Annotated in this window: 18 protein-coding genes; 1 reads left to right on the top strand and 17 read right to left on the bottom strand. The window is 42.9% G+C overall.

Going from position 1 to position 17,394, the window contains the following annotated elements:
* Positions 1-34: 34 nt before the first annotated feature.
* From MHB40_RS10170 to MHB40_RS10095, 16 genes are all read right to left on the bottom strand, one after another.
* Positions 35-454 carry a DUF1801 domain-containing protein gene (locus MHB40_RS10170; protein ID WP_205443032.1) on the bottom strand — a complete coding sequence of 140 codons (420 nt, stop codon included), beginning with the start codon at positions 452-454 and terminating at the stop codon, positions 35-37.
* A 41-nt stretch (positions 455-495) separates the two neighbouring features.
* Positions 496-2,307, bottom strand: coding sequence for an ABC transporter ATP-binding protein (locus MHB40_RS10165; RefSeq protein WP_342534481.1), 1,812 nt, complete (start codon positions 2,305-2,307; stop codon positions 496-498).
* A complete protein-coding gene (locus MHB40_RS10160) occupies positions 2,304-4,037 on the bottom strand; it encodes an ABC transporter ATP-binding protein (RefSeq protein ID WP_342534480.1) in 1,734 nt (577 codons plus the stop codon). The genes MHB40_RS10165 and MHB40_RS10160 overlap by 4 nt, the downstream gene beginning before the upstream one ends.
* A gap of 818 nt (positions 4,038-4,855) precedes the next feature.
* Positions 4,856-5,539, bottom strand: a complete 684-nt coding sequence (locus MHB40_RS10155; protein WP_342534479.1) for a hypothetical protein — start codon at positions 5,537-5,539, stop codon at positions 4,856-4,858.
* Positions 5,536-6,030, bottom strand: a complete 495-nt coding sequence (locus MHB40_RS10150; protein WP_342534478.1) for an ECF transporter S component — start codon at positions 6,028-6,030, stop codon at positions 5,536-5,538. The genes MHB40_RS10155 and MHB40_RS10150 overlap by 4 nt, the downstream gene beginning before the upstream one ends.
* Positions 6,031-6,060: 30 nt before the next feature.
* Entirely contained in the window at positions 6,061-6,453 is a 393-nt protein-coding gene (locus MHB40_RS10145) for a bifunctional adenosylcobinamide kinase/adenosylcobinamide-phosphate guanylyltransferase (protein WP_342443378.1), read from the bottom strand.
* Entirely contained in the window at positions 6,405-7,001 is a 597-nt protein-coding gene (locus MHB40_RS10140) for a histidine phosphatase family protein (RefSeq protein ID WP_342534477.1), read from the bottom strand. Before MHB40_RS10140 ends, MHB40_RS10145 begins: the two co-directional genes overlap by 49 nt.
* On the bottom strand, positions 6,974-7,750 hold the full coding sequence (gene cobS / locus MHB40_RS10135; RefSeq protein WP_342534476.1) for an adenosylcobinamide-GDP ribazoletransferase: 777 nt from the start codon (positions 7,748-7,750) through the stop codon (positions 6,974-6,976). The genes MHB40_RS10140 and cobS overlap by 28 nt, the downstream gene beginning before the upstream one ends.
* 20 nt (positions 7,751-7,770) lie before the next feature.
* Positions 7,771-8,346: a bifunctional adenosylcobinamide kinase/adenosylcobinamide-phosphate guanylyltransferase gene (locus MHB40_RS10130; RefSeq protein WP_342534475.1), complete on the bottom strand. Its 576-nt coding sequence runs from the start codon at positions 8,344-8,346 to the stop codon at positions 7,771-7,773.
* Between the two features lie 12 nt (positions 8,347-8,358).
* Positions 8,359-8,967, bottom strand: a complete 609-nt coding sequence (locus tag MHB40_RS10125) for a histidine phosphatase family protein (RefSeq protein WP_342534474.1) — start codon at positions 8,965-8,967, stop codon at positions 8,359-8,361.
* Positions 8,964-10,058: a threonine-phosphate decarboxylase gene (locus MHB40_RS10120; RefSeq protein ID WP_342534473.1), complete on the bottom strand. Its 1,095-nt coding sequence runs from the start codon at positions 10,056-10,058 to the stop codon at positions 8,964-8,966. The genes MHB40_RS10125 and MHB40_RS10120 overlap by 4 nt, the downstream gene beginning before the upstream one ends.
* Positions 10,045-11,001 carry an adenosylcobinamide-phosphate synthase CbiB gene (cbiB, locus tag MHB40_RS10115; protein ID WP_342534472.1) on the bottom strand — a complete coding sequence of 319 codons (957 nt, stop codon included), beginning with the start codon at positions 10,999-11,001 and terminating at the stop codon, positions 10,045-10,047. Before cbiB ends, MHB40_RS10120 begins: the two co-directional genes overlap by 14 nt.
* Positions 10,998-11,681, bottom strand: a complete 684-nt coding sequence (locus tag MHB40_RS10110) for an adenosylcobinamide amidohydrolase (protein ID WP_342534471.1) — start codon at positions 11,679-11,681, stop codon at positions 10,998-11,000. The genes cbiB and MHB40_RS10110 overlap by 4 nt, the downstream gene beginning before the upstream one ends.
* 204 nt (positions 11,682-11,885) lie before the next feature.
* Positions 11,886-12,071, bottom strand: coding sequence for a hypothetical protein (locus MHB40_RS10105; RefSeq protein ID WP_016994978.1), 186 nt, complete (start codon positions 12,069-12,071; stop codon positions 11,886-11,888).
* A gap of 104 nt (positions 12,072-12,175) precedes the next feature.
* Positions 12,176-13,534 carry an aspartate kinase gene (locus MHB40_RS10100; RefSeq protein ID WP_342443371.1) on the bottom strand — a complete coding sequence of 453 codons (1,359 nt, stop codon included), beginning with the start codon at positions 13,532-13,534 and terminating at the stop codon, positions 12,176-12,178.
* A 519-nt stretch (positions 13,535-14,053) separates the two neighbouring features.
* Entirely contained in the window at positions 14,054-14,806 is a 753-nt protein-coding gene (locus MHB40_RS10095) for a glucose 1-dehydrogenase (protein WP_342534470.1), read from the bottom strand.
* 202 nt (positions 14,807-15,008) lie between these two features.
* On the opposite strand from MHB40_RS10095, the gene MHB40_RS10090 reads away from it, so the two are divergent.
* Positions 15,009-15,620, top strand: coding sequence for a TetR/AcrR family transcriptional regulator (locus tag MHB40_RS10090; RefSeq protein WP_342534469.1), 612 nt, complete (start codon positions 15,009-15,011; stop codon positions 15,618-15,620).
* Positions 15,621-15,997: 377 nt separating this feature from the next.
* Here the strand turns inward: MHB40_RS10090 and MHB40_RS10085 are convergent, their stop codons facing one another.
* On the bottom strand, positions 15,998-17,326 hold the full coding sequence (locus MHB40_RS10085) for an IS4 family transposase (RefSeq protein ID WP_342534468.1): 1,329 nt from the start codon (positions 17,324-17,326) through the stop codon (positions 15,998-16,000).
* Between the last annotated feature and the right edge of the window lie 68 nt (positions 17,327-17,394).

Genomic DNA, 17,394 nt, shown 5'->3' with positions numbered 1-17,394 from the left:
AAAAGCTACCTACTAATAGGCAGCTTTCTTGAATTTAAGCATCTGGATAGGTTTTTTGTACAAAATCGATCGTTTGTTGTATAAGGGCTTTTAAGATGTCTTCATCCACATCATCCAGCTTGTTAATATAAACGCAGGCTTTCCCTGTTGTGTGCTTGCCAAATTGCTGTAATAGCTGTTCCCGCTCATCACCTGGGGCAAAATATAAGCTAATTTTCGCTTTGCGAGGGGAGTAGCCAACAAGTGGTGCATCACCTTCATGGCCTGTTTGATATTTGTAATGATATTTACCAAAGCCGATAATGCTTGGTCCCCACATTTTGGCTTCATGGCCTGAGACCTCTGTAAAAATGTCCAATAATCGGTAGGCGTCTTCTCGCTTTTTTGGATGGTCTACACTTTCAATAAATTCAATGACACTTACATCGGTTTCTTTGGTCTTTAATTCATACATGTCAATCCCTCGCCTTCTGGAAGATGTACCTTTATTATTCCCTATTCGACCTGCTCTAACAATAGTTTTTGTTGAAGATGACGATAAATGCCCTGTTGCTGCATCAGCTCTTGATGATTACCCTGCTCAACAATTTCTCCCTGCTGAATCACGAGAATTTGATCGGCATTCTCGATTGTTTTCAGACGATGGGCAATAACAAAGCTTGTGCGTCCCTGCATTAAATGCTGTAAGCCCTTTTGAATATCGACCTCTGTTTGCGTATCCACACTCGATGTCGCTTCATCCAAAATTAAAATATCAGCATTCTCTAAAATGGCACGGGCAATCGCAATAAGCTGTCGCTGTCCCTGACTTAAATTGGCTCCTCCTGCCTGCACAAGAGAATCGTATTGAGCTGGTAAATATTTAATAAAATGATGCGCATTCGCAATTTTTGCCGCTTCCACGACCTCTTCATCTGTCGCATCTAGCTTCCCAAAGCGAATATTTTCACGAATCGTACCAGAGAACAAATACGTGTCCTGTAATACCACGCCAACTCTTTGACGAATCGTCGCCATTTGATAATGTTCGATATGATGCCCATCAATCAAAATTTCACCTTGATCGACGTCATAAAAACGTGTTAGTAAATTGATAATCGTCGTTTTGCCTGAGCCTGTTGGGCCAACAAGAGCAATGGTCTCTCCTGCCTTGGCATGGAAGTCAATGTTCTTTAACACAGGCTTGTTTGGCTCATAGCTAAATGATACTTGCTTGAAAACAACATCCCCTTTGAGCGTTGCCACCTTGATGGCATCCGGTTGATCTGCCACCTCTGAAGGCTCATCTAGTATTTCAAAAACACGCTCTGCCCCAGCAATAGCAGATTGGAAGGTGTTTAATAGATTGGATAGCTGATTAAGCGGACGGAAAAATTGCCGTGTATAGGTCACAAAGGCGGCAATAATCCCAACCGTAACAATACTCTTTACTGCTAAAAGAGCACCCGTTCCGATGACGACAGCAAGGCCTAAGTTATTCATAAAGTTATTAATCGGTCCTAGTAAGCCAGAGGTAATTTCTGCTCGTTGGGCGGAGTTTCGTAGATTTTCGTTTTGCTGATGGAACGTATCAATCGTTTGCTGCTCCTTGCCAAAAAGCGTAAGTACCTCCGCTCCTGTAATCATTTCCTCAATATAGCCGTTCAGCTTCCCAAGATCTCGTTGTCGTGCTGCATAATTTTTACTGCTGCGTTGAATGATTTGCTTGGTTGTGAAAACGATCAGCGGAATAATAATCAATGTCACGATCGCTAATTGCCAGCTTAGTGTAAACATCGCGATGCTGACACCAACGACAGTTAAAATAGACGACACAATTTGCGTAACACTTTGTGCGAGTGCGGTATTTAAATTATCGATATCATTGGTCACACGACTCATTAAATCCCCAAGTGCACGCTGATCAAAGAAGCGTAATGTCAGCGTTTGAAGCTTTTGAAATAATTCGAGACGCAATGTCCGAATGGTTTTCATTGCCACATGAATCATGACATAGGTTTGCAGCCAAGTCAGTATAGAGGCTACCGTAAAAATAACGGCCAACAGGATGCCTAAACGAATCGTTCCGTCGATATCCTTTTTCATAATATAATCATCAATAATATGCCCAATCATATAGGGCCCAGCAAGGCTTAAAAAGGTTGAAGCGATGACAAAAAAGATAGAGAAAAACAGCCCTACTTTTTGCTGCTTGACATAATGCCATACACGTGACAATGTCTCCCTTTGATTTTTCGCCTTCTCAGCTGGTCCTCCCATACGCGGTCCACGTCCAAAATTCATTTGCTTTGGTTGACTTTGACTCATCCTTGTTCACCAGCCTTTTGCTGTGACGCGTAAATTGCTTGGTAATGCGCATTTGATTGTAGAAGCTGCTGATGGGTTCCTTGCCCAACAATGTCGCCATCCTCTAGTACCAAAATGACATCTGCCTGCTGAATAGAGGCAATTTTCGACGCTACGATGAAGGTCGTTGTGTCTTGATAATGTGTGGCAATGGCCTGCTGCACATGTTGTTCCGATGCACTATCGAGCGCTGACGTTGTATCATCCAGCACTAAAATGGCAGGCTTTCGAATAAATGCACGACTTAAAGCAAGGCGCTGTTTTTGCCCACCAGATAGATTCGTTGCACCCTGTGACAATTCATGCGCTAAGCCCTTATCAAGCCGCTCCACAAATTCACTGGCACATGCCGCCTCTAATGCCTGCTGTATGTCCTCGGCTGTCGCATCATCCTTGCCGAGTCGAATATTTTTTTCAATCGGTCCAGAGAACAATAACGCTTTTTGTGAGGTAAAACCAATATGCGCACGTAAGGTTGCAAGCGCATACGATTGTAGCGGTTTGCCGTCTATACGGATTTCGCCACCAGTAGGATCAAATAAGCGAGGTAATAACTTCACAAGCGTCGATTTACCACTACCTGTTTTCCCAATAATGCCAACCGTTTGCCCTGGCTTCACAGAAAATGAAATCTTTTTGAGAACATCCTCAGCTGTCTCATAGTAACGATAGCTCACCTGATCAAAGTCAATGGCTCCTTTTATTGGATCTGTCAGCGCCTGTTCCGCTTCCATGACAGCAATGTCTTTATTTAACACGTCCACAATGCGTTCTCCCGAAGGCAAGGCACGCGCAATTTGCATCAGCACCATACTAGAGGACATCAGTCCATTTAAAATAATCGTTAAGTAGTTGATAAACGCAAGAATGACACCAACTTGCAACGTCCCCGCCTCTACCTTAATAGCTCCTAGCCAAAGCGCCGCTACAATCCCTAGATTGACAACAAACATCGTAAAGGGCACAAGCACGCCGACAATTTGCTCAGCTGTAATGAAACGTTTCGTCAGCGCCTCATTTAATTCGCCAAACTGTGCCACCTGCTGTGTCTCACGACGAAAGGCTTTGACGACACGAATACCCGCCAAATTTTCCTGTAGCTTCGTATTGACGGCATCAATGGCCTCCTGAACACGACGATATAGGACGCCCGAATACTTCGTGAAAAAATACATCGCAATAATCAATAAGGGCACGATAATCAGAAGTATAGAAAAAAGCTCACGTGCTGTGACAAACACAATAATCACTGCGCCAATAAAGAGCAACGGCCCACGCACAAAAATACGCAGCGTCATCATAAAGGCACGCTGAATACTTTCCACATCACTCGTTAAAATCGTAATCAGCTTCCCAGTGGTAAACGCATCTCGCTCCTTAGCCGAGTACGTCATCATCTTCTCATATAGAGCCTGCCGAACATCCGACGCAAAATGAATCGCTGCCTTCGAGCTATAATACGAGCAACCAACCCCACCGATCAGTCCGAGCACTGCACTGCCAAGCATCCACACAAACATATTCAATACATATCGATTATCCCCATTGGCAATCCCCGTATCAATCATATGTTGCATAATGGTCGGCTGAATTAAATCCATCGTCACCTCCAGCACCATCAAAAGCGGTGCAATCAAAGTGAAAAATTTATAAGGCCCCAAATACTGCCCTAACTGTTTAACTTCCTGCATACATTCGTCTCCGTTCTATTTAAATCCCATTCGTTCCTCATTATAACTGAAAATCATTCCCATTTGGCAAATAATTTTTCGGGTCTCGTAATATTTTGGACTGGATTGGTTGGATTGTGTTGGGGGGAGATTCGTGAGGAGGAAAGATCTAATTTATAAGCGGCTTTTGGAGGGTGGTGACTCTTTTATTGAGCGGGGTTCTCACATTTTGGAGCGGGTTTTCCTTTCTTAGGAGCGGCTTTCTCACATTTTGGAGCGGGGTTTCCCTTCTTAGGAGCGGCTTCCATTCACTTTGGAGCGGGGTCACTCTCCTTAGGAGCGACTTCCTCTCACTTTAGAGCGGGTTTTCCCTTCTTAGGAGCAGCTTCCTCTCACTTTGGAGCGGGCTCTCCTTAGAAGCAGCTTCCCCACACTTACTAGCGGGCTCTCCCTCCTTAGGAGCGGCTTCCTCCCACTTTAGAGCGGGGTCACTCTTCTTAGGAGCGGCTTCCTCTCACTTTGGAGCGACTTCCTCTCATTTCAGAGCGGGTTTTCTCTTCTTAGGAGCGGCCTCCTCTCACTTTAGAGCGGGGTCACTCTCCTTATGAGCGGCTCCCTCACATTTTAGAGCGGGTCTTCCCTCATTAGGAGCAGCTTCCTCACATTTCAGAGCGGGGTCACTCCTTTGACAAGCGACCACCAGCTACTTTAGATTCAAAGTCACCCGTCTAATGAGCAACACACACCCAGAGCAAGAATACTATCGACTTAAAATAACCCTTGCTACGGATTATCTGGCCATGGTCCAAGAAAGGCTCATTTGCTCAAAACAAGCCTTATCACTTTACAGAAATGTGTAGTTTCTCAAAGTTTCGCAGGAAGATTGTTTGCGCCTGTTGCTCATGAGCAGGATCGATGCCTAGCAAAATGACCGTACAGGGTCCTGCTGATTTTGTACCATCGAGGGAGCTTTCAACTCGTTGCTCTCCAAACAGACGAGCAAATTCTCCTTGTAGCCCCTTTGATCCGACAGGCCATACTTGCTGAACAATTTCTGCCTGCCATGCCTGGAAAATCGGCAGCAGCTGTGCCACATCCTCAGGCTGTGCCAACACTTCTTCGCCAACAAGCGGCAGGCCATAGGTGTACCAGCTAAGCTGTTCATGGTCAAATGCTCGACGCTGCTGGATTTCTCCAAGCATCGTAACAGCTAAGCCTGACTGCAGTGTGGGCATATTGGATTCCGAACTCCCTGCAATGGCTGGACAGGTAAGACCTGCCTCTGCAAACACTTGCTGAATGCCTTTTTCATAGCGTGACCATGCGGCATCTCCAGAAAAATTCGCAAGTAGAACTTGAATAGGTAGTGCCTGTGCAGCAAGCTGTTCTAAAAACGTTACACGGGCTGTCATGTAGGCTGTTAATTGGTCTGGTGCCGACACAACATCTTGTGGTTTTTGGCCAATGGCTGCGGCATTATCCATGGTCGCAATGAATGCCCCTACTTTCATCGCATTTCTCACTGTACGCGACCTGCCTTGCGCACAAAAACCTTTGATAGGACAGGCATTACTACCGCAACAATGATTAAATTGATCACCGTTGCCATTAAAATACTCCCTAAAGCACCCCAGAAAAATGCTGGACTAATCATAAAATAAAATGGTAGTGGCGCTACAATACCGTTTAATACTAAGGCAACTGGCCATTTCCAAAAGTGCATGCCTTTTGTATGCATCACCCCGAAGACCCATACGACAATCAACATTTCTACCGCAATAATAATATGTAAAGGTCCTAGGGGAAATCCAGACGTTAATGCCGTAATAAAATGGCCGATCAATCCAGCGACCCCTGCTAAGATTGGGGATAGAAAGACAACCCCTAAAAAGGCAGGAGCTGAATCTAGGGCAGCCGTTGAAATAAATGTTGGTACCTTAATCATTGCTCCCACTGCACAGATGGCCGCTACCATGGCCGTCAAAATCCATTTCCTTAATTTTTGTCGTTCCATACCATTCCCTCTTTTCGGTTGAATTCTACTTTATTTCAATTGCTCAGCCATTCCATACCAAATCCGTACAACCTGCTCTGCTTCCTTGAACAAAGCTTGGTATAGACGACCACATGTATCTCGTAGCTGTCGGGCTTGTTTTTCCATTGGCACAACCCCACGCCCCATATCCGTCACAATAAGTGCGAGTGTACAATGCTGTTCAAGCTCTTGTAATGTGACTAGCACCTTTTGTACGATTTGTTCATCTTCCTCCAAGTTTTGTGTCACAAGCCATTTTTCTAAGTTCTTCAGGACAAGGACATCACAGGCTGGCGCCACCTCAGGAAGTTCGCCATCCATCATGACCACCTGTTGCTGTTCATACAAGCGCCTCACATAGTCGGTTTTGCCGTTATAGGCACCTCCGATAAAGACATGCATCGTGCTCCCTCCTCCCAAGCCTTTTTAGTAAATGTTAAAACAAATTGTTTGTCATGTGGCACCTGATAGGACCAAAAGGGCTGTTCTGTTGGCGCGAACGCAACAAGTAAGGCACGAATGACTCCGCCATGAACCACTAAATAATAGCTATCCTCATTTTTCGGTAGATAGTGAAATCCATCCACAACACGTGCCACAAAGTCAGCAAATGCCTCGCCCTGTGGTGGGGGCGTGTGGTTTGGATCATCTACCCATGCCCGATATTGAGTATTCATTTTTAATTCCTCATAGTTTTTTCCTTCGAAAGCACCAAAATTCGTCTCCCGAAGGCGTGCCTCCGCCTGATAGCTAGCATTGGGAAAATAATGAGCTGCCGTTTGTCGACAGCGTTGTAGATCACTGCCATATACCTTTTTGACATTAGTATCTACCACAGCAAGCTTCGTTGGATCGGCTAATGGTGCGTCTGTCCACCCAAGATAGCGTTTTTCAAGATTCTCTTTTGTTGGCGCATGCCGCATTAAGCACACAGTAACAATGTCACCCATAGCACAACCTCCATCCCTTCAATTGATGCACCCAGTAAATCGCCTGATACCCCGCCAAAATTACGCAACGTAAATTGTCGAAAAATAAAAAGCGCAATGGCTAAAACGATAACTAATACAAGGGGCAGCAAAGAGAACTGGGTGAAAGTGAAAACAACCCCCATCGCCAATACAAGCGATAACAGCATGATAACTTTCAATCGATTAACGTTTATATGAGACTTAAAAAAATAGGCAAGACCTTTTTCCTTCGAGCAATGGAGTGACATGAAATAAAAGCTCATGCCGACCCTTGTTAAAAAAGGAACGAATAGCACCATCCACAAGGCGAACTTCTGCTGCACAAAAAGCTCATGTAGAATAACAAACTTCCCCATTAATAAAAACACTACAGACAATACCCCGAACGCTCCCACACGAGGGTCATCTAAAATCTCCAATCGTTTCTCTCGGTCTCGATAGGAAAAATAAGCATCGCCCATATCAATAAAGCCATCTAAATGCAAACCACCTGTCCATAAGGCAAATAGCCCTATCACAATAAAAGCTAGCATGACTTCACTGCTTGCTGTCCACTGCATAAGACTATAGAGCACGGCTGCCACCGTCGTCCCCATCAAAGCGCCTATCCATGGTAAGCAAGCGAACATGCCTGTGATGGTGGATCTTGTTAATGGTAGCTCTTTATGTACTGGCAAAACCGTAAAAAATTGAAATGCCAGTAGCAGGCTATGCCAAAAATTTTTCATCGTCTTGCCTTCCTTCTTGATTATTTCCATCTCTTCACAATGCCGTAGTTCATTTCATAGGCCTCCTGTGCCATTGCAACGAACCATTGGTGGAATTGTCCGAGCGTTCGTCGATATAATTCTACCTCATCACTAGCATAAGGTGGCTCATCAAACAGTTCATTGGATACAACAAAAAAAGTCACGTCCTTCTTCAGTAGTGACTGGATAGCCTGCTTGACGACCTGCAGCTTATTAGCTAAACAACCAGGCTGCTGTAAACAGGGTGTCCCCTTGTCATAGCCTTCGTAAAAAGCATTGGTCAGCCAAGTTGTAACACAATCCCACAGCACCACATCTCCATCCTGGAGTGTCTCAAATACTTCAGAAATCGCATAGGGAGCCTCCACTGTCAGCCATTGAATAGGCTGTACCTGGCGATCTGCCTGATGACGTAAGATTCTTTTTTCCATTTCACTATCTAAGGCAATGCCAGAAGCCAAATAGAGCAAGCGTTTCGCTGTACTCGACTGCGCCTCGTAATGCTGAAGCGCTGTTTGCTCAGCAAAATGGGATTTACCACTTCGAACACCACCTGTAATAAAAATGAGTGGCATGTGGGACACCTCCTATTGTAAATGATGTAGATTGCCAATATCCTTCACAAGCCATTGTTGACCTTGCCGTTCAATCACGGTGACACTTGTTCCATGAATGTACGGAGCCGCCCACAGCTCACTGATGCTGCGCTGTAAAATAGCGTTGATGATGCATTTAATCGTTACGGCGTGGGAGACAATGAGAATTGTTTCATCCTGATGTTGCGCTGCTATTTTTTTTAAGGTAAACATCGCTCTTTCTGTCACAGCTCCAAAGCTTTCTGTATGGCTTGCCACAAACTGCGCAGGGTAGTTCGTATATAGCTCATAGTCAAGCTTATGTGTCGCCAGTATGTCCTCGATTGTCTGCCCCTGCCATTTCCCTAAATAGATCTCACGTAAATCATCTTCATAGGCAATAGGCAGCTTGCGCTCAGTCGTCAAAATGTCCATCGTCTCTCTTGCACGACCACTTGAACTACAATAAGCAGCGGTAAAAGGAATCTGTTGCAGTTGCTTGTGAAGTTTTTCAGCCGCTGCTCTACCATTTTCCGTTAATGGAGAGTCCAGCCATCCCTGTAGTCGATGCTCTTGATTCCATTGTGTTTCCCCATGTCTTACTAGATAAAAAGTTGTCACTTTTCTCTCCCCTTATTTGCATTAAACCAAGCTTGTAGACAATTATGTAAAGAAGTCATGGCCGCCATATCTTTTATACCAATACGGAACCATGCACCCTGTAAACCTTGAAAATTTTTCGTATGACGCAGGACAACACCCTGTGCTAAGCAGTAGGTGAAAAAGGCGTCCGCTTGCTGTGTTTTTGGTAATGAGAAGCACACATAATTCGTGACACTGTTGGTTACTTGGCAGCCGTTTTCTTGTAAATAACGATGTAGCCATTCTCTTTGCGCTGTCGCATAGCTAATTGCTTGCTGACAATAGCGCTGTTCATCTAAACAGCTTGCCCCAATGACAAGGGCAAAGGCATTTAAATTCCAATGTGGCAGCATGTCCTTTAAGGCGCTCACTATAGAAGCATGTGCGACCAAATAGCCAAGTCGTAAACCTGGAATCGCATACATTTTAGTCATCGAACGAACGACAATAACATGTGGGTTTTGTGCACTAAACTGAATCAGCGAATGCGCCTCATCTACCCAATCCATAAAGGCTTCATCGATAACAAGCTCACAGTGAACAGCTGCGCCGTGTGCTATTAAGGCAAGTAAATCTTCCTTTTTCGGCAGGACACCAGTCGGATTATTAGGTGTACAAAGATAAACAGCATCTGCCTTCACCATTTCCTGTTTTAGCTGCTCTAATGGCAATGTGTAATCGATAAAATCCGTCACGACAATGGGAACGATAGTAGCACCTGCAGCACACAATGTTCGCTCATATTCTGAAAAAGTCGGATGCACAATAATGACACGCTTATTGGCATAGCGTCTTGCTAGCACACTAAAAAGCTCGGAAGCCCCATTGCCTAGTAAAATCGTATTCTTCGCTACTTGATGAAAAGCAGCGACCTTCGTTAAAAAAGGCTCCCCATCTGGATCGGGATAGCGTTGAATCAGCGGATAAAATGTGCGCCAACGTGCCTCCACAATTGATGGTGGCCCTGCCGCATTGACATTTTCGCTGAAATCATACACCACCTCAGGCATCGTTAAGCCTAATTGCTGATAAACATTGTGCGGATTTGCTCCGTGATTAGGTAACTGCATAAATTAACACCTCCACTGCTAGCATGACAAGCGTGAAGAGGATTGTGGCAATACGCATATGAATAATGGACGTTGCAATATGCTCCTTCGTTAATGGAACTAATTTTTCGCCCATAATCGCTCGATGAGAGACAACGCCCTGATACATATTTTTTCCACCTAGCTGTACACCAAGCTGCACAGCCGTCGCTGCCTCTAAATAGCCACTGTTTGGACTTGGATGCTTCTTCGCGTCCTGTGCCCAACGCTTTAAACGCTTGCCAAGCGAACGATCTGTTTCATTTTTCGTACCAAGCACGATCAGTAAGCCTGTGATACGACTTGGAATAAAATTCAGTACATCATCCAGCTTGGCTGAAAACATACCAAAGTCTTTGTATTGCTCATTTTTATAGCCAACCATCGAATCCAATGTATTAACAGCCTTATAGCCCCATAAACCAATGGCTCCAAATAAAAAGGCATAAAAGAGTGGAGCTGTCACCCCATCACTTGTATTCTCAGAAACCGTTTCTACCACGCCACGCACAATTTCGTCCTCACCCAGTTTGTCTGTATCACGTCCGACAATCCATGACAGCTTAACACGGGCTTCGGAAAAATCGCCTTTGACAAGGGGCTCATAGACAGCCATCGCCGCCTCCTTCAAGCTACGCTGTGCGAGTCCAATGCCAATCAGAAGCCCTTCTACTAGGATGCCAAAAATAATACTCACCTGATAGCTTAGCAGTAAAATCAGTGTCACCACAAACATGGTTGTGCCAACAACAGCAAGTGCCATCACTGTTCCGCGTAGTTTGCGCCATTTGCCCTTATTCCATAAAGCTGTTTGCGATTGAATCAAGTGTCCAATCCAGCGTACAGGGTGAGGAAGCTTCGGAGGGTCCCCTACTACTAAATCAAAAATAAGCCCTATGATACAGGCAATCACGATAGCTATCATTTAGACCGCTCCTCTTTATCTTTTTTATATTTTCTAACCGCCTCACACATCGTTTCATAAACGCCATAGCCAATGACCTTGCCAAGCATGGTGATGGGGCCTGCATATTGATGGTAGTCCCCTTCTTCTGTCGAGGCAATGAGCAAGCTATCGGTAGATGTACCTGTAGCTTGCGTGCCTGTCGTTGGGTCTGTAATACCTTCATCCACTAACGCCTTCACCTTAGCTTCCGTTGTTGAAATCATCGCCTGAAATAGTGCTTCATCAGACAGCTTGCCATTGATCAGCACCCATGTATTGATGGTGCCTGCATGGTACTGCTCCTCCCGATGAAAAGCACGAGTAATATCCACCGCATTACCAAGCCCTGCGGTAATCATAATGACAAGGTGGATTCCCTCATATGTAAAGTCACGAATGGTCGCAAACTTGGCTTGGACAGCCGTCATCATGGCCACTGTATTGTCATGTGGAAAGTGCTGTGCCTGCAAAAATCGCTGTAATTCCTGATGTGGTTGTCGTTCATCATAGGTAATGGGCACCGTTCGATTCATGAGATGCGTATAATGACCAAAGCCTGGGTTATGCATGGCTGAGGATACAACCTTCATGGGTGAAGCCGTTTGAAGGGCAACATAATCGTCAAAAATATGAATGCAATCCTTAGTAAGTATAGGCAATCAATCGCCTCCTCGCGATAAAGTTGTCACGGAACATAAAAAAACAAATTCTTACAAAGAAGAATTTGTACTGTCGATTCTTTATTAAAATTTGAACCTTCTGAACATTTGTACAGAATAACAACTTCATAATACTCAAATTATTTATTTTCTTTGAAATTGTATCATAACTTTGGCTATTGTCACAATTCCATTTTCAAAGTGTTATTGCTGTTTTTGTTTGAGATTCTTAAAGCGGATCACGGAGCCGATAATAATAAAGACCCATCCAATGCCTATGTAAACAATTTTCATTGTTTTTGTCGATGATGGTAAAATATCCATAATCGTTAAACAGACAAAAAGTATCCCGATAATTGAAAAAAGCATACCAATTGTTAAATTCTTCACGAAAAACCCTCCCAACTATGTACGCCCTCGATTTTACCGTATTCTCAGCAAAAAGAAAACACTAATCCAAGCAAGAAACACTTGGATTAGTGATGTTTGTGTCATTATGCTTTTGCATGGGCAAAAAACTCTTCATATAACGCTTGTAAAATGCGGTTTTCATAATCCTGAAGGACCCCAAACACGAGGCTCACTTCAGAAGAACCTTGATTGATCATTTCAATGTTTGCGCCAGTTTTTGAAATCGCTGTGGCAGCACGGGCAGCTAATCCTGTGTTATGACGCATGCCTTCGCCCACAATCACGATCATAGAAAAACCGTGACGCATTTCTACATACTCTGCATGTAGCTCTTCTTTCACACGACTAATAATACGTGCTTCATTTTCTGGTGTTAGTTGATTCGAACGCATGATGACAGAAATATCGTCTAAACCAGATGGTGTGTGTTCATAAGAAATATTCTCATCTTCTAAAATTTGGAGGAGCTTACGTCCAAAGCCTACCTCACGATTCATCAAATATTTAGAGACATATAAAGTTGAAAAGCCACTGTCTGCCGAAATACCTGTAACTGGACGACCTGTTGCAGGACGGCTTGGTACAATACGTGTACCTGGGGCTGTTGGATTATTTGTATTTTTTATGTTAACGGGCACCCCAATCTTGTAGACAGGCATTAACGCTTCATCATGGAACACTGAAAAGCCTGCATATGATAATTCGCGCATTTCGCGATACGTAATTTCTTTAATTTCCACTGGATCATTGACAACCTTCGGATTCGCGGAGAACACACAATCCACATCCGTAAAGTTTTCATAAAGCTCCGCTTCAACGGCTGCTGCTAAAATGGAGCCTGTAATATCAGAGCCACCGCGGTCAAATGTTCGCAATACGCCCGCTTTAGTGTAACCGAAGAACCCTGGGAACACAATAATTTCTTTTGTGTCTTTTAAAGGGGCTAAATTAGCATACGCTTCAGGTAATGCAAAGGTTCTTTCTGGTAAATCATTGACCACTAAACCTTCTTTAGGACTGACATAGCGTGCGGGCATACCAATGGCATTAAAGTAAGCGGCAATAAGCTTGGCGTTATTATCTTCACCTGCTGCTTTAATACTATCGATGAATAATTCCACATTTGTTTTGTCACCTTGTACACGTTCACGTAAATCTTCTGCGATCACGTCACAAATGGCATCATCAAGCCCCAAACCATCTGCAATCGCTCTAAAACGATCCACAACAGTTTGCAATTTTTCCTCTGTATTCTCTTGTTGTAACGCTGCATTTGCTAATTGTATTAATAGGTCTGTTACTTTTATATCGTCACCAGAACGTTTCCCTGGTGCTGAAACGGCAACAATCTTACGTGCCGGATTAGATTTTACAATGTTTGCTACTTTTTGTATTTGTTCTGCACTTGCTACAGATGTTCCACCAAATTTACACACGATCATATCTATCAAATCCTAACTTTTTCAAATTAATTGTATTCCTCCACAAAACAATTGACTGTACACAGTGTACAAATTATCGTTTCCTACGTCAATACAATTTAAAAAATTCACGCAATTTATCGAGAAATATGGACAATTTTCGTACTGTTTGATTTATTATACGGATTTCACATGAAATAGTTAAGGTTTTTGTGAATTTTTTTTCGTGACGTTCACATAATCGTGAAATTTTCTGTTTTTGACTTTCTTCTATATAATGAAGAAAACGCTTACTCCATTTATGATATGCACAAATATCCACTATGTCTGTGCTATTTTGTATGTATCAAGGATTCCTTCAGCAGGGATTTTTCTTTTATTTATGAGGTTTCTCGCTCGTTATCGAGGATTTAACGGTCAATCGCGGGTATTCGCCTCTCTACCGCGTGTATCTTCACTCGATTCGCGGGTATTCACCCTCATCCATATAAAAAACTAGGCTCACATCGAGTGAAGCCTAGTTTTGTTGTTGCTATTCGATTAAATGGCTGTCCAGCCGCCATCGATTACAAGCTCTGCGCCTGTCATGAAGCGAGATTCGTCTGATGCGAGGAAAGCTACGCCATATGCTACATCTTCAGGTTCACCGAAGTACGGTAGTTGCGTGTAAGCTTGATAGTATGGCAATGCGCCGCCCTCTTCCATCGTAGGCGCTGTCATTGGTGTTACGATAATGCCTGGGTGAACAGAATTCACGCGAATTTTATCTTTACCATATTCAATCGCAGCCGATTTAGAAAGGACACGAAGCGCACCTTTTGCTGCTGTATAAGGGCTTGTACCAGCCATTCCCACGATCCCACCGATCGAAGAAATATTGATAATTGAACCGCCGCCAGCTTTTTGCATTTCAGGAATCACATATTTCATACCAATGATACAGCCATTCAGGTTAATGTCCATGATTTTATTCCATTCAGTCATTTCCATGTTGGCAATCGTTTTTGGTGATGAAACACCTGCATTGTTGACGAGAATATCCACTTTGCCATATGCCTTTACAGCCTCCGCAATCACCGCTTTCCACTCATCCTCAGAAGTAACATTATGTTGAAGACCAATAATGTCTCCACCATTTTCTTTAATTTCTTTTACTAAATTATTCAATGGCTCGATTTGTACATCTGTTGCAATCACCTTTGCTCCTTCTTGTGCAAATAGTTTTGCTTCCGAAGCACCCATTCCCATTGCTGCTCCTGTAATAATTGCTACTTTCCCATTTAAACGACCCATTATAAAACTTCCTTCCTTCTATATAAATGAACAATTCGTGAACACGTTAACAACTAGTTGTATTATCGACACTGTGTCGTTAATATAATTATAACTCGCTATTGGAAAAGGGCAAACAACATAGAAGCCCATTATGACGCTTTCACAACACTCGCAATCGAACTGTTGTTAAAATAGAAAATTTAATACAAGGAGCTTAAAAATGTCGAAAAAAATGGACCCTCGCGTCATCAGAACGCGCCAGTTATTAAGAGATGCACTCGTGGAATTAATTGATGAACAAGGCTATGAAAAAATTACGGTACAAGATATTACTCAACGGGCTACATTAAACCGTGCCACTTTTTATTTACATTACCGTGATAAACTAGACCTTCTTTATCAAAGCTCAGAAGAAACCTTACATGAGCTTGTAAGTAGTATCCATCCTACCTTTGAAGAGAAGAAGGACTTTGATTTATTACCGAATTATGACCAACCTCACGAGACATTTATGCATTTATTTGAACAAATAGCGCTGAATAGTAAGCTATACAAGGTCTATCTCACAGAAAAAAATATCCCTTATTTCTCTGATGGCCTAAAAGACATTATTATCAATTTTATATCAAGCGGCATTCAAAGTATGGAGCCTGACGATCAAAAGCTGACCGTGCCCCGCGAAATGGCCGTCCGTTTTTATGCGGCTGCCTTTCTTGAAGTAATTGTCTGGTGGCTAGAAAATGATATGCCCTATACACCAAAATTCATGGCGACCCAGTTAATGCGTATTACCATTAAAGGCCCTTATATTGATAACCCTTTTGAAAGATAAAGCAGAACATCAAATTTTCATTTAACAAAAAAAGGTAATCACAACGCATAGGTGATTACCTTTTCTTAGTGTTGAAAAACAAAACAGTCAATTGAAAGGTAGAAAGAATTTCCGTTGCAGGCTACTTGCTTTCCTATGGGCGAGCGCCGAATCGCTTCCTCCGCTATCGCTCCGTTTAGAGTTTTGCCTGTCTCGCTATCCCACGGGAGTCAAGTAGCCATAGCCGTGTCCTTAAGAAAACATCAGACATCCTATGCCAGATTTTCGTGTGTTTATCTTCTGTTTAAAATGGGTATTACACAAGGAGTGAGGGAAAAATGGCCTCACTAAATAAACTATACAAATTATCCATCCAAATATTGGGTTTACATCGACTTTTAAGAAGTTTTGCGTTTTTTACACTTTAGGCAAAATGACGAAACGTTTCGGGTGAGCGTATCGAAATAGACATATAGCTGTTTTTTCGAATGCCACATACTTTTTAAAAGTCGATTTATTTGTTTCGCAATCAACCGGACCGTCTTTCTTTCACTAATCCTCCGTTTTCTTGTCACCCACAGATCATTTCTCATCATTCCCATGATCATTTCAGTCAATAAAAGCACAATACTTTGAAGATAGAAATGACATAACCATCGTTCAATCTTCACCTTATCGACTTCTAAATCTGATTTCCATGTTTTAAATAAGAGCTCGATTTGCCAGCGTAATCGGTAAAGTTCATGAATTTCACTTGCTGGCATATCCTCTGGTACATTTGTTAAATAGATGACCACTCCAGGTATTTGTTCTACTTCATTTTTATGGACTTGCCCTTGTTTCTTTTGACGCCTTCTTTTTTCCCGCTTGTGTAGCTCTTTTTCCTGTTCCTCTGAGAGGCGATAGAGAATACAACGTGCAGGCATTTTTTCGTGTCGTCCTACAAATAATTGGGACCACTCTTTGTATTCGCCACGTACCATATCTAATGCGATTTCTTCTAAATGAATTTGTTTGTAACGGCGACTTTCAATCAATTTCCCATTTGGATGACGAGGTGGATGACTTACTTCGACAAACAATTGCGTATCTTTTTTCGTTTTTGTGATATAGAAAGCACCTTTTGCGTGCACCTTTTTAAAAAAATCGAATTGAAAATAGCCTAAATCCTGTAGAACCAGTTCTCTCTCCTGAATCAAAGGTAATCGCGTCATTCCTGCTGGATTATCGGCATCACGTCCGTTCATTAAATCAAAATAAAGTAGCTGTTGGGTTAAATAATCAAACTCCACTTGCACTTTAACAGACGAACAATGGACACCCTGAAAATTTCCCTGATAGGCATCTGGCAATTTGATCGTTGTGCTATCTAAAATACGTATTCGAGTAAATGTGTATCCCGTTAGCTTGGGGAAGGCGAGTTGAAGCTGCGTTTTGAATAATCGTCCAAAAATGGTTTCCAAAAAAGTAACAGCCCGTTCATCAAAGCGTTTATTAAGAGCCGATTTCGTCATAAATATATCCTGCTCCGCCAAGTCCGTACAAAGCGTTTCAAGCGAATCACTGATAATCTCACTCTTTTTCAAAAACAGAAAGTGTAAAAATTGTGCCGCACTAAACGAACGCTCGCGTTGAATAAAACCCGATAATCTACCCACCTCTTTTACTTCATTTTTCCCAAGTATCTGAAAAAGTGGCGCAAGTAATTGAATATTTTCTGGTTTCATTTTGCTGGACCTCCTTTATCAAGTGTACTTATCTATACCTTGATAAGAGAAATATGAACCCACGAATA

Origin of the sequence: Lysinibacillus sp. FSL K6-0057, from assembly GCF_038630885.1 — a bacterium.
Lineage (GTDB): Bacteria > Bacillota > Bacilli > Bacillales_A > Planococcaceae > Lysinibacillus > Lysinibacillus fusiformis_F.
This window is presented reverse-complemented; position numbering and strand designations above follow the sequence as displayed.